The organism is Oryzihumus leptocrescens (assembly GCF_006716205.1).
Classification (GTDB): Bacteria; Actinomycetota; Actinomycetes; order Actinomycetales; family Dermatophilaceae; genus Oryzihumus; species Oryzihumus leptocrescens.
This window is the reverse complement of the sequence record NZ_VFOQ01000001.1, coordinates 2595753-2608306: the sequence shown is the minus strand read 5'-3', so window position 1 is coordinate 2608306 and position 12554 is coordinate 2595753. Positions and strand designations below refer to the sequence as shown.

14 protein-coding genes are annotated in these 12554 nt (G+C 72.8%); 10 read left to right on the top strand and 4 right to left on the bottom strand.

The window, feature by feature from the left end:
* Window positions 1–75 precede the first annotated feature (75 nt).
* The 4 genes from FB474_RS12155 (at window position 76) to FB474_RS12140 (ending at window position 3351) form a co-directional block, all read left to right on the top strand.
* Window positions 76–417: a rhodanese-like domain-containing protein gene (locus FB474_RS12155; RefSeq protein ID WP_246092156.1), complete on the top strand. Its 342-nt coding sequence runs from the start codon at window positions 76–78 to the stop codon at window positions 415–417.
* A 33-nt stretch (window positions 418–450) separates the two neighbouring features.
* On the top strand, window positions 451–1833 hold the full coding sequence (locus FB474_RS12150; RefSeq protein WP_141788888.1) for an MBL fold metallo-hydrolase: 1383 nt from the start codon (window positions 451–453) through the stop codon (window positions 1831–1833).
* Window positions 1834–1864: 31 nt separating this feature from the next.
* The gene (locus tag FB474_RS12145) at window positions 1865–2683 is read left to right on the top strand and encodes a sulfite exporter TauE/SafE family protein (RefSeq protein WP_141788887.1); all 819 of its coding nucleotides are present in this window, start codon (window positions 1865–1867) and stop codon (window positions 2681–2683) included.
* 71 nt (window positions 2684–2754) lie between these two features.
* Window positions 2755–3351 (top strand): rhodanese-like domain-containing protein, encoded by a 597-nt coding sequence (locus FB474_RS12140; RefSeq protein ID WP_141788886.1) that lies wholly within the window; start codon window positions 2755–2757, stop codon window positions 3349–3351.
* Between the two features lie 66 nt (window positions 3352–3417).
* Here the strand turns inward: FB474_RS12140 and FB474_RS12135 are convergent, their stop codons facing one another.
* Entirely contained in the window at window positions 3418–4005 is a 588-nt protein-coding gene (locus FB474_RS12135) for a hypothetical protein (protein WP_141788885.1), read from the bottom strand.
* 114 nt (window positions 4006–4119) lie between these two features.
* Entirely contained in the window at window positions 4120–4521 is a 402-nt protein-coding gene (locus FB474_RS12130; RefSeq protein WP_141788884.1) for a hypothetical protein, read from the bottom strand.
* Window positions 4522–4636: 115 nt separating this feature from the next.
* Here FB474_RS12130 and FB474_RS20780 point away from each other — a divergent pair, with 115 nt between their 5' ends.
* The 4 genes from FB474_RS20780 (at window position 4637) to FB474_RS12115 (ending at window position 8221) form a co-directional block, all read left to right on the top strand.
* Window positions 4637–4810 carry a hypothetical protein gene (locus FB474_RS20780; RefSeq protein ID WP_185746147.1) on the top strand — a complete coding sequence of 58 codons (174 nt, stop codon included), beginning with the start codon at window positions 4637–4639 and terminating at the stop codon, window positions 4808–4810.
* On the top strand, window positions 4807–5454 hold the full coding sequence (locus FB474_RS12125) for a cytochrome b N-terminal domain-containing protein (protein WP_246092155.1): 648 nt from the start codon (window positions 4807–4809) through the stop codon (window positions 5452–5454). Before FB474_RS20780 ends, FB474_RS12125 begins: the two co-directional genes overlap by 4 nt.
* Window positions 5451–6368 carry a hypothetical protein gene (locus FB474_RS12120; protein WP_141788883.1) on the top strand — a complete coding sequence of 306 codons (918 nt, stop codon included), beginning with the start codon at window positions 5451–5453 and terminating at the stop codon, window positions 6366–6368. Before FB474_RS12125 ends, FB474_RS12120 begins: the two co-directional genes overlap by 4 nt.
* A gap of 134 nt (window positions 6369–6502) precedes the next feature.
* Window positions 6503–8221, top strand: coding sequence for a calcium-binding protein (locus FB474_RS12115; protein WP_141788882.1), 1719 nt, complete (start codon window positions 6503–6505; stop codon window positions 8219–8221).
* A 31-nt stretch (window positions 8222–8252) separates the two neighbouring features.
* On the opposite strand, the gene FB474_RS12110 is transcribed toward FB474_RS12115, so the two are convergent.
* Window positions 8253–8678, bottom strand: a complete 426-nt coding sequence (locus FB474_RS12110) for a TIGR03668 family PPOX class F420-dependent oxidoreductase (protein WP_141788881.1) — start codon at window positions 8676–8678, stop codon at window positions 8253–8255.
* Between the two features lie 79 nt (window positions 8679–8757).
* Window positions 8758–10125 carry a cation:dicarboxylate symporter family transporter gene (locus FB474_RS12105; RefSeq protein WP_141788880.1) on the bottom strand — a complete coding sequence of 456 codons (1368 nt, stop codon included), beginning with the start codon at window positions 10123–10125 and terminating at the stop codon, window positions 8758–8760.
* Window positions 10126–10270: 145 nt separating this feature from the next.
* On the opposite strand from FB474_RS12105, the gene FB474_RS12100 reads away from it, so the two are divergent.
* Complete coding sequence (locus FB474_RS12100; RefSeq protein ID WP_246092154.1) at window positions 10271–11860, top strand: sensor histidine kinase; 1590 nt, start codon at window positions 10271–10273, stop codon at window positions 11858–11860.
* Window positions 11857–12543: a response regulator gene (locus FB474_RS12095; RefSeq protein ID WP_141788879.1), complete on the top strand. Its 687-nt coding sequence runs from the start codon at window positions 11857–11859 to the stop codon at window positions 12541–12543. The genes FB474_RS12100 and FB474_RS12095 overlap by 4 nt, the downstream gene beginning before the upstream one ends.
* The last annotated feature ends 11 nt before the right edge of the window (window positions 12544–12554 follow it).

Sequence of the window (12554 nt, the reverse complement as noted above, 5' to 3'; positions counted from 1 at the left end):
GGGTTGGGGAATGGCGCGGTCGCGGGCTAGCGTTGGCGATGGCAGATACCCCCTGGGGTATGCCGTAGCCTGTTCGTGAGGAGCCAGAAGACCATGCGTGACGTGACCCCCGAGGAGTTCGCCGCCGCGCACGCGGAGGGCGCCTTCGTCGTGGACGTGCGTGAGCCGGGCGAGTACGTCGACGGCCACGTGCCCGGAGCCGTCCTGCTGTCGATGGGCCAGCTCGCCGCCCGCCTCGGCGAGATGCCGCGCGGCGTGCCGCTCTTCGTGATCTGCGCCAGCGGTAACCGCAGCAAGTCCATGACCAGCCTGCTCGAGCGGGCCGGGTTCGACGCCTGCTCCGTCGCCGGCGGCACCGCCGCCTGGGCGCGTGCCGGCCGCCCGGTCGTCCGCGGCGTCCGCCCGCACGCCGCCTGACCCTCCCGACCTCCCCGAAAGGACGTTCACCTGATGGTGACCATCATCCCGATCGACACCCCGACCCTGGGGGACCGCAGCTACGTCGCCCACGACGGCGAGGTCGCCCTCGTCGTCGACCCGCAGCGCGACATCGACCGCGTCCTCGACGTCGTGCACGAGGCGGGGGTGCGGATCACCCACGTGTTCGAGACCCACATCCACAACGACTACGTCACCGGCGGGCTGGCCCTGGCGAAGGTGACCGGCGCGGCATACCACGTGAACGCGGACGACCAGGTCTCCTACGACCGCGTCCCGGTCCGTGACGGCGACGTCGTCGAGGTGAGCCCGGCGCTGCGGGTCCGCGTCATCGCCACTCCCGGGCACACGTACACCCACCTGTCCTACGCCCTGGAGGCGGACGGTGAGCAGGTAGGGGTCTTCTCCGGCGGGTCGCTGCTGTTCGGCTCCACCGGCCGACCGGACCTGCTCGGCCCCGAGCACACCCACGCACTGGTCCACCACCAGTACCACTCGGCGAACCGGCTGGCAGCCGAGCTGCCCGAGCAGGCGCAGGTGCTGCCCACGCACGGCTTCGGCAGCTTCTGCTCGGCCACCCAGTCCGAGGCGACGTCCTCGACGATCGGGCAGGAGAAGCGCACCAACCCGGCCTTGACCCAGGCCGAGCAGGAGTGGGTCGACGAGCTCCTCGCCGCCCTCGACACCTGGCCCGCCTACTACGCCCACATGGCCCCCGCCAACGCTGCAGGGCCGGACGCAGCCGACCTGAGCGCCCCCGCGACCGCCGACAAGGACGAGCTGCGCCGCCGGCTCGAGGCGGGGGAGTGGCTCGTCGACCTGCGCAGCCGGACCGCGTTCGCTGCCGGGCACGTCCGCGGCACGTTCAACTTCGGTATCGACGGGCAGCTCGCCACCTACCTCGGCTGGCTCATCCCGTGGGGCACCCCCGTGACGCTGCTCGGGGAGACCCCCGAGCAGGTGGCCGAGGCCCAGCGCGAGCTGGCCCGCATCGGCCTCGACCGTCCGGCGGCGGCCGCCACCGGCTCCCCGGAGCAGTGGACCGACGACCGGCTCGGCAGCTTCCGGACCGCGACGTTCGCCGACCTGGCCCAGGTGCGCCACCACCGCGAGGTCGCCATGGTGGACGTGCGGCGCACCCCGGAGTGGGACGAGGCGCACATCGACGGGGCGGTGAGCCTCCCGCTGCACGAGCTCCTCGACCGGCTGGACGAGGTCCCCGACGGTGAGGTGTGGGTGCACTGCGCCGCCGGTTACCGCGCCTCCATCGCCGCGTCGGTCCTGGCCCGGGTCGGCCACCACGTCGTGGCGGTCGACGACTCCTTCGACGAGCAGGCTGCACCTGCGGGCCTGCCCGTCGTCGCCACCGCCCGGCCCCTGACCGTCGGCTCGTGAGGGCGACCGGAGCTCGCCCGGGGGCGGCACCGTGCTAGCCCTGGCCATCCCGATCGGCCTGCTCATCGGCCTCAGCCTCGGCGCCCTCGGCGGCGGCGGCTCGATCCTGACCGTCCCCGCACTGGTCTACCTGCTGGGCCAGGACACCAGGAGCGCCACCACCGGCTCGCTGCTCATCGTCGGGGTCACCGCCCTGGCCGGGCTGGCCGCGCACGCCCGCGAAGGGCGGGTCCGCGTCGCGCAGGGCCTGGTCTTCGGCGTTCTCGGGATCGCGGGCTCCTGGGTGGGCTCACGCCTGTCCGCCAGCGTCCCTCCGAACGTGCTGCTCGCCGCATTCTCGGCGCTCATGCTCGTCGTGGCCGCGGTGATGTTCGCGCGCAGCCGCACCGCCCGGCACACGCCTGCCAACGCCTCCGACGCCACGGACCTCAGCCGGCAGCCGGTCCTGACCCTGGCGCCCTGGTCCTGCGACTGTCCCCGCGCCGCCCGGGTGCTGGTCACGGCCACCGCGGTCGGCCTGCTCACCGGGTTCTTCGGCGTCGGGGGCGGCTTCGCCGTCGTCCCCGCGCTGGTGATCTCCCTTGGCTTCGCCATGCCGGTGGCCGTGGGCACCTCACTGCTGGTCATCGCCGTCAACAGCGCCTCGGCGCTCCTGGCCCGGGCCGGCCACGGGATGCATCCGGACTGGCTCCTGCTGGGCACGTTCACCCTGGCCGCCGTCGTCGGCAGCGTCCTCGGCGGTCGTGTGGCCTCACGGGTGCCCCCGCGGACGCTGTCGCGGGCGTTCACGGTGCTGCTGGTGCTCGTGGCCCTCTACACCGCGGCCCGCAGCGTCCCGCAGCTCCTCTGACCACAAGCGGCCCTCCCCGACCGGGAGTGCCTGCTCCGCACCATCCCACCGACAGGAACCACAACCCAGCCATGACCCTCACCCCCACCCGCACCAAGCCCACCCGCATCACCCCCGAGGAGCTGCGCGACTGGATGGCCGCGCCCGACGCTCCCCGCGTGCTCGACGTCCGGTCTGCGGCAGAGTTCTCCTCCAGCCACGTCGCCGGCTCGTACAACGTCCCCCTGGACCTGCTGCGCGAGCACCGCCACGAGCTGCGTGAGCACCTTGACGAGGACGTCGTGCTGATCTGCCGCTCCGGCGCCCGCGCCAGCCAGGCCGAGACCCTGCTGGCCGAGGTCGGACTGCCTAACCTGCACGTCCTTGACGGCGGGGTCCTCGCCTGGGAGCAGGCCGGAGAGCCGCTCATCCGCGGCCGCGCGCCCTGGGACCTCGAGCGCCAGGTGCGCCTGGTCGCCGGCTCGCTCGTCCTCGGCGGCGTGCTCGCCAGCATCGTCTGGCCGCCGGCCAGGTGGCTGTCCGGAGCCGTCGGAGGCGGTCTGGCGTTCGCCGCCGTCACCAACAGCTGCGCCATGGGCATGCTCCTGTCCCGGCTCCCGTACAACCGGGACACCAGCACCGACCTGGACAGCGTCCTGACCGCTCTGAGCGACCACCCGGCCGCCTGAGCCCCGGACGGCGCCACCGCCCCCACCGGCACCTACCTGCGGGAGCTGGTCAGGGCCCTGGAGCCCCTACGCCCGAGGGACGACGTCGAGCTCCTGGTGCATGCCGTCGGCGTAGTGGTTCGCCAGGTTGCAGACGAGCTCGTAGCGACCGGGTGGCAGGGTCACGGTCGTCCAGCCGGCCGTCCCCGCCCGGATGCCTTCACCCGTCCCGGACGTGCAGCTGGCGGAGGCCTCACCCAGACTGCCGGTCTCGTCGACCTTGCCGTCCGGGCCCGGGATGCGTTGCCCCTCAACGGTTCCGGCGGGGAGGGGCAGCACCACGACCTCGTGGGTGCGCCACCCCATGTTGGTGACGACGAGGCTCACCTGACCGGCCGTGACCGTGCCGGGGGTGGCCCGCAGCATCATGTGCGCCCTGAGCGGCGCTGTGCCGGTGACCATCCGCGACATGCCCATGTCCGCGAGCACCACGCGGACCGTGCTGCCCGGGAGTGAGGTCGGGGCCGAACAGCTCAGCCGGGAGAAGTGGTAGCCCGCGGAGGCGTCGCCCATCATGCCGGGACCGTTCATCGCACCCGTCGAGCCGGTCGCGGCGCACCCCGAGAGCGCCAGCAGGAGGACCGCGCCCGCGGCAACCGGACCCCGTGGTGGCATGTGCCGCTTCGTCATGGCTCCAGTCCACCGGACGGCCGCCGGATACGGCAGGGGCGTGTGTCCCGGGCGGGCGTGACGATGGGCCCGCTGACGCGCGGGGGGTGCCGTCAGCCGTCAGCCGGCCTCGGTGATGGCGACACCCATGAGCACGGCGCCCAGCGCGCCGAGCAACCCGACCGCGCCCCAGACTCCCCGCGCGGCAGGGGTCTTCGCCGCCGAGTGCAGGGCGGCACCGAGGCCGGAGAGGACCACGAGGACGAGCTTCACGCCCAACGCGCCGGGGTGCTTGCCCTGGGTGTGCTCGACGGCCAGGTTCCACATGCCGGTGAGCAGCAGGACGGCGAACGCCGGCCACGCCACGCGCGCGAACGCGTTCGCGGCGACGGCTGTCGTCGCCGGAGCGGCCCGGCGCAGCGGGCCGACGAGCGCGCCCAGCACGATCTGCCCGCCAACCCACACCGTTGCGGCGAGCACGTGCAGGGTCAGCCGGATGACGTCGAGGTCAAGGGGCACCATCCCGCCATCCAACACGACCGGGTAGCAGGGCCCTTCGCTCGGTGTCCTTGGTCCCTGTCCCGCCACGGACGGTTCGGCGTCCACTGAGGGTGACCGGACCAACTGGAGGTGTCCCATGGTGAGCGCCGTCGCGGCAGACACTGCCGGAACCTACGTCCACTGGGGGTGGATCCAGATCTCCGTGGCCAACCTCGTGGTCATCGGGCTGATGCTCGTCATCTTCGCTGCCGCTGTGTTCCTGCCGCTCGGGCGTCACCCCGAGCGCTACGAGACCGAGGACCAGCCGTGACCACCGCGCAAGGCGGGATGGCCCGCGTCAGTGGTCCCTCCGGACCGAGCTGGACCGCCCGCTTCCGGGGTCGGGTCGCCCGCACGGTGCCGCCGGGACAGGCGCTCCCGGACCGTCAGCCGGCCTACGTCGCCTCTGCCATCTACGTCTTCGGCGTACTGACCCTGGCCGCGTTCGTCGTGGTCCTCGTCACCGGCGGAGTGCTCGCCATCGGCGGCTCGGTCTGGTGGCACACCTCGGGCCTGGGCCACTTCACCAACTCGACGCACCTGTGGAGCGTCGAGCTCTTCTTCGCGTTCATGGTGATCCACCTCTGGGGCAAGTTCTTCATGGCGGCCTGGCGGGGCAAGCGCGCGCTGACGTGGATGACCGGCGTGGTCTGCTTCCTCGGTTCGATCGGCACGGCCTTCACCGGCTACCTCGTGCAGAGCAACTTCGACTCCCAGTGGATCAGCACGCAGGCCAAGGACGGGCTGAACTCCGTCGGGGTCGGGGCGTTCTTCAACGTGCTCAACCCCGCGCAGATGCTGCTGTGGCACGTCGTGCTGCTGCCTGTCGTGGTCGGGATCATCACCGTGCTGCACCTGGTGCTGGTGCGTCGTCACGGCGTCGTCCCGCCGATCGGTGAGGAGGAAGGCGCATGACCGCCATCGCGACCAAGGCCACGCGGCCCTACGACCTGGTCAAGGAGTTCGTCATCGCCCTCGCGGTGGTGGCCCTGCTGACGGTCGGCCTCGCCGCCGTCTTCTCCTCTCCCGACGAGAAGGCGATCACGCTGCAGAGCTGGGCCACGTCGGCGCCCAACGACGTCGTCGCCACGGCGGCGGCCGAGCTGGCCGGCACGAGCACCAGCGCCGGGTACGGTGGGCCGTACAACACCAACGCGGTCGGCCAGACCCTCGGCCCGCTCAAGCTCCAGAAGTGGGCCGGCGTGACCACGCCAGTGGACTCGGCCAACGACCTGGTCATCAAGCCGTTGTCCCAGCTGCAGGGCAGCCCACTCCTGAGCCTGGCTCTCGCCACCTGGCGGAACGCGTCCCCAGACGAGCAGACGAAGTGGGCGACGGCGTACTCCGACGCGCTCGGCAAGGCGCCTGACGGCAACCCGTCAGCGGTCGCGCGCGGCAGCTACGGCCCGGTGCCGGTCCTGACCACGGCCTACCTGCAGCAGGCCCAGGCCGGCGGCCTCGACGGCGCGCTGGCGGAGCCGGGCTTCTACGGCGGCAACTCGACCAAGTCCCTGCTGCTGCTCGCCGACGGGACCTACCTGGAGGACCAGGCCCGCGCCCGCAACCTCGGCGGCGACCAGTGGGGGATGATGAACGAGACGGGCAACTACCCCGGCCAGCCGTGGTTGTGGCTCTACACCTTCTGGTACCAGGTGCCCCCGTTCAACACCTCCGACAACGCCGACGCCCAGGTCTGGGCCCTCATGGCGCTGCTGTCGCTGGGGCTGCTGCTCCTGCCGTTCATCCCGGGGCTGCGCTCACTGCCGAAGTACCTCGGGGTCTACCGGATCATCTGGCGCCGGCACTACCGGGCGCACCCGCTGCGCTGACCTGAGTGGTCCCTCGCCGCGCGCCCGTCGATCCGGCCAAAACGCCCCGACGGGTGCGGGGCGCGCGGTACCTTCGGTGACGCAGCCGGACCCGACGGGGGAGCGCCGGCGCCCTCACCCCAAGGACCGTTCCGATGGCCCGCACCCGCGCCCTTGCCTGCGCCTCCGCCACTGCCGCCGCCGTCACCGTGCTCTCGCTGGTGACCGCGCTGCCGGCACAGGCGGCGACCTACACCAGCACCGGCCTGCGCTGCACCAAGGTCGGCACCTCGCGCAGCGAGACGATCACGGGCACCAGCGGACGGGACGTCATCTGCGGCCTCGGCGGCAACGACGTCATCAAGGGCCTCGGTGGCAACGACGTCATCGACGGCGGCCCCGGCAACGACGTGATCGACGGCGGCAGCGGCAACGACACCGAGGTCGGCGGGGCCGGCAACGACGTGCTCCAGGGCGGCACCGGAAACGACAACGAGTCCGGGGGCAGCGGCGACGACGTCCTGACCGGATCCGCCGGCAACGACGTCCTCAACGGCGGCGACGGCTCCGACGACCTCGACGGCGGCTCGGGCGCCGACCACGTGGCCGGCGGCACCGGCACCAACTGGTGCACGCTCGACCCGGCGGACACCACCCGCACCGGGTGCGTCTACGACGCGAAGGTCCCGTGGGCCAGCCTCGTGAGGCTCTCTTCGACCACCGTCGACCTCACGTCCTCCGCGCGCACCCTCACGTACTGGCTCTGGGTCGGCGACGACACTGGCGCCGCCCGGGTGCAGGTCGACGCCCAGGGTGGGAGCGACGGGCACGTCAGCTTCCCCATGGGCTGGCCGACCCGGGTGTCCGGCACCCCACGAGGCGGCTGGTGGCGCGGCACCGCCCAGGTGCCGCGCTGGCTCGAGCCGGCGACGGTCAACCTCAACGTCAACATCACCGACCGGGTCGGCCGGTCGGGCTACCACGAGTTCGCCGACGCGCTCACGGTCGTCGACCGCGCCCCGGACACGATGGCCCCGGTGGTGTCCGGGCCGATGACCATCACCCCATCGTCGGTGGACGTGCGTTCCACCGCGAAGACGGTGACCGCGAAGGTGCACCTCGTCGACGACCGTTCCGGGGTGCAGTACTCGTACCTGTGCCCCGGCCACCCCAACGAGGAGTCCTACCAGGCCGACGGCTGCCCCACGATGGAGCTCGTCTCGGGCACAGCCAGGGACGGCACCTGGCAGGCCAGCTACACCATCCCGAAGGGCGGCTTCGGCGGTGAGTGGAACTTCGCCGTCTGGTTCACCGACGCCGCCCACCCCAGCGACATGCAGTTCTGGGAGGGGCCGGACTGGTTCTCCTCCGACGTCCTCGCCCAGCCACAAGGCCTCGACCCGCGCTACCACCAGCTTCCGGGCGACAGCGGCCGGTTCACCGTCCTCGGCACCGGCGACGTCCACCCGCCCACGCTGACCACCATCACGTTCCAGCCCTCGGCCAGGGTCGACTCACTGGGCCAGGACACGACCGTCGGCATCGACGTGGCGGCCACGGACGCCGAGGGCATCACCGGCGTCACGCTCGGCCTTGGCTCCGACGTCGAGAGCATCTTGGTCCCGTCGCAGTCGCTCGTGGAGCCGACCAGCGGCTCGGCCAAGGCGGGGATCTGGCACTTCGACGTGACGATTCCGCAGGGCTCCCCGGTCGGGCGCTACCCCGTCAGCCTCCTGATCGAGGACGTCAGCCACAGGCGCTGGTTCCTCGCCGATCCGCCGACCGAGGGCCAGACATCCGCGGTCCGCTTCACGGCGACGCAGACGCCGGGCAGCGACCTCGGGGCGATCACGGTGGTGCCGCACACGAGCTGACCCACACGCTCGGCCACGAACGGCACCACCGTCATGACGTGGGGGAAGCCGCCCAGCCGGACCAGCGGGTGATCCTCGCCCGGACCACCGGGCCGGTCGGCGGGGTGGTGGCGTACGCCGGGTAGCGCTCCACCAGCCACGCGACGGCCTGCGACCACTCCGGCCCGTCCATGACGACGGTGGCGCGGGCGTCCGCACGCACCCACCACAGCCGGTCCCAGTCGTTCTCGTAGTGGTCGAGCAGCAAGGAGACAGAGGGGTTCTCGGCGATGTTGCCCAGCCGGCGCAGCCGGGTCGTCGTCTTCGGCTTGTGGTCCACGGCGCTCACCACGACGTCCCCGACCAGGGCGAAGGTCACCGGCACGAGGTGCGGCTGCCGGTCCGCCCCACAGGTGGCCAGCACCACCCGGCGGGCGGCGCCGAACCGCTCGCGGCACTCCGACTCCTCCAGGCGCATGCCCCAGCCTCCCAGCCCGGCCCCGGACGCGGGTATGCCGCGCCCCCGGTGAGGGGCGCGGGATACCCGCCGTGGCGGTTCAGACGGTCGTGAGCTCGCGCTCGCGGTCGGGCTCCGGGCCACCTCCGTGGTCGTCGGCGGCGGTCTCGTCGAACGGGACCAGGCCGCTGAGCACCTCCTCGGTGCGGCCCTTGTCGATCTCACCGGTCCACGTGCCGATGAGCACCGTGGCCACCGCGTTGCCGGCGAAGTTGGTCAGCGCCCGCGCCTCGGACATGAAGCGGTCGATGCCGACGATGATCCCGACGCCGTCGACCAGGTCGGGGCGGTGCGACTGCAGGCCACCGGCGAGCGTGGCCAGGCCGGCGCCGGTGACACCGGCCGCGCCCTTGGAGGCGATGACCATGAAGACCAGCAGCGAGACCTGCTCGCCGATCGACATCGGCTTGCCGAGCGCGTCGGCGACGAACAGCGAGGCCATGGTCAGGTAGATCGCGGTGCCGTCGAGGTTGAAGGAGTAGCCGGTCGGCACGGTGATCCCGACGACCGGCCGCGAGATGCCGAGGTGCTCCATCTTGGCGATCAGCCGCGGCAGCGCCGTCTCCGAGGAGGACGTGGACAGGATCAGCAGGAACTCGCGGCCGAGGTAGCGCAGCAGCCGGAAGATCGAGACGCCGGCGACCAGGCGCAGCAAGGTGCCCAGCACCACGATGACGAAGATCGCGCAGGTGGCGTAGAAGCCGAGCATGACCTGGGCCAGGGAGACCAGGGCCTTGGCGCCGGTCGCGCCGACGAGGGCGGCCATCGCGCCGAACGCGCCCACCGGGGCGGCCCACATGACCATCGCGAGCACCCGGAAGACGACCTTCTGCAGGCTCTCGATCGCCGCGAGGGCGGGGGCTCCCTTCGCGCCGAGGGACTGGATCGCGAAGCCCACCAGCAGGGCGACGAACAGCGCCTGCAGCACCTGGCCCTCGGTGAGCGAGGAGAACAGCGTGGTCGGGATGATCCCGAGGACGAAGTCGGTGGTGGTGCCGGCCTCGCCGCTGACCTGCTTCTGCCCGGTCGCAGCCAGCGCCTTGGTCAGGTGCAGCCCCGACCCGGGGTGGATGAGGTTGCCGACGACCAGGCCGATCGCGAGCGCGACGGTCGACATCACCAGGAAGTAGCCGATCGCCAGGCCGCCGACCTTGCCGACCTGGGTCGCCTTCCGGATCGAGCCGACCCCGAGCACGATGGTGCAGAAGATGACCGGGGTGATCATCATCTTGACGAGGTTCACGAAGCCGGTGCCGATCGGCTTCAGGCCCACCGCGAAGTCGGGGGCCACGAGCCCGACGAGCACGCCGAGGACCACGGCGACGATGACCGCGACGTAGAGCCAGTGGGTGCGGTCGCGCCGCCGGCCGGTGACCGGCGCGGTCGGCGCTGAGGGGGTGCTGGACATGCTTCCTCCCGGGCAGACCCGGTATGCCGTGTGGCCACCGGGGTCGGACGTGTCGGGGTCGAGGGTGCGCAGGGTCGGTGGCTAGGGTCACCGTTGTGTTCATTGAGTTCGTGGCCCGGGTCGCGGGCCGCGCTCCGGCCGCGCCGTGACCAACCCGCGGCGGTGGAGCCTGGCCGGCCAGATCTTCGCCGCCCAGGTGCTCGTGGCCGTGCTCGTCCTCGCCGGCGGGCTGGGCGGGGCCTACGTGCAGGCCCGTCACGCCAGCGAGCAGCAGGCGACGTCCCGGGTGCTCGCCGTGGCGCACACCGTCGCGGCCACCCCGCTCGTCGAGCAGGCGGTGGGCACCGCCGACCCCACCAGCACGCTGCAGCCGCTGGCCGAGCAGGTGCGACGCTCGACCGCCACCGACTTCGTCGTCGTGATGAGCCCCACCGGGCGGCGGTGGACGCACCCGGACCCGCGGCAGATCGGGCGCCAGTTCATCGGGCACATCGCCGCCGCGGCCGCGGGGTACGACCTCACCGAGACCTACACCGGCACGCTGGGTCCGTCGGTCCGCGCGGTGGTGCCGGTGCGTGACGGCACCGGCGCGGTCACCGGCCTGGTGTCGGTCGGCATCCGCCAGACGGCGGTCGCGGCCGCCGTCGCCTCCCAGCTGCCCGAGCTGCTCGGCGCGGCAGCCCTGGCCGCGGTGCTCTTCGGCACGGGCAGCTGGCTGGTCGCCCGCCGGCTGCGCCGGCAGACCGGAGGGCTGGGGGCGGCCGAGCTGCAGGAGATGGCCGAGTATTACGACGCCGTGCTGCACTCGGTGCGCGAGGGACTGCTGCTGATCGACGGTGCCGGAAGGGTGCGCCTGGTCAACGACGAGGCGCGGCGGCTGCTCTCGCTGCCCGAGTCGGTCGTCGGTCGACCGGTCACGGAGGCGGGGCTGGCGCCGAGCCTGACCGCGACCCTGGCCTCGGGGGAGGCGCGCGAGGACGAGCTGCACGTCACCGACGCCCGCGTGCTGGTGCTCAACCAGGCCCGCGCCAGCTGGCAGGGACGGGACCTCGGCACGGTGACGACCCTGCGCGACCGCACCGACCTGGAGGCGCTCACCGGCGAGCTGGACTCCGCCCGGGGGTTGGCCGAGGCGCTGCGCTCGCAGGCCCACGAGTCGGCCAACCGGCTGCACACCGTCGTGTCGCTGATCGAGCTCGGCCGCGCCGACGAGGCGCTGACGTTCGCGACCGGCGAGCTGGCCGTGTCGCAGCGGCTCACCGACGAGGTGGTCGCCTCGGTCCAGGAGCCCGCGCTCGCGGCGCTGCTGCTCGGCAAGGCCGCACAGGCCAGCGAGCGGGGCATCGAGCTGGCGGTCCAGGGCAGCGGCCTGCCCGAGGGCGTGGTCCCCTCGCGGGACCTGGTGACCATCGTCGGCAACCTCGTCGACAACGCACTCGAGGCGGTCACCGGGCAGCCGGGCGCGCGTCGCGTCCGGGTGGCCACGGACTGGCAGGACGGCTGCGCGGTGCTCAGCGTCAGTGACACCGGGCCCGGCCTGCCGCCGGAGGACCTCGAGCGCGCCTTCGCCCGCGGCTGGTCGACCAAGGCCGGGGGCGGCCCCGGCGGCCGTGGTCTGGGCCTGGCGCTCGTCCGGCAGTCCGTGCTGCGCCTCGGGGGCACGCTGTCGGTGGAGGGACCGCCCGGGGCGACGTTCGTCGTGCGGCTCCCGGCGAGGGTGGGGGAGGACGCATGAGTGGAGACCTGCGGGTGCTGGTGGTCGAGGACGAGCAGGTGGCCGCCGACGCCCACACCGCCTACGTCCTCCGCGTGCCGGGGTTCGTCGTGGTGGGCACCGCGCGGACCGGCCAGGCGGCGTTGCAGGTGCTGGGCGACCGGCCGGTCGACCTCGTGCTGCTCGACATGCACCTGCCCGACATCGCCGGGCTGGACGTCGTCCGCGCCATGCGGGCTGCCGGGCACCGGGCGGACGTCATCGCGGTCACGTCAGCGCGTGACCTGCCGACGGTGCGGAGCGCCGTCTCGATGGGCGTGGTGCAGTACCTGCTCAAGCCGTTCGCGTTCGCCTCGTTGCGTGAGCGGCTCGAGCGCTACAAGGACTACCGCACCCAGGTCGACACGGCCGGCTCGCTGGCCACGGAGCACGACCTCGACCAGATGCTCGGCGGGCTGCGCGCAGGTGGCCCGGCCCACCTGCCCAAGGGGATCGCCGAGGAGTCGCTGGCCGAGGTGGCGCGGGTGCTGCGGGAGTCGCCCTCCGGGGCGTCGGCCAGCGAGGTCGCCGAGCGCCTGGGCATGTCGCGGGTGACAGCCCGACGCTACCTGGAGCACCTCGGCGACAGCGGTCTCGCGCTGCGCCGGTCGCGCTACGCCGGGCCGGGGCGTCCCGAGGTGGAGTACCGCTGGGGTGGCGGCTGATTCGTCGGCCC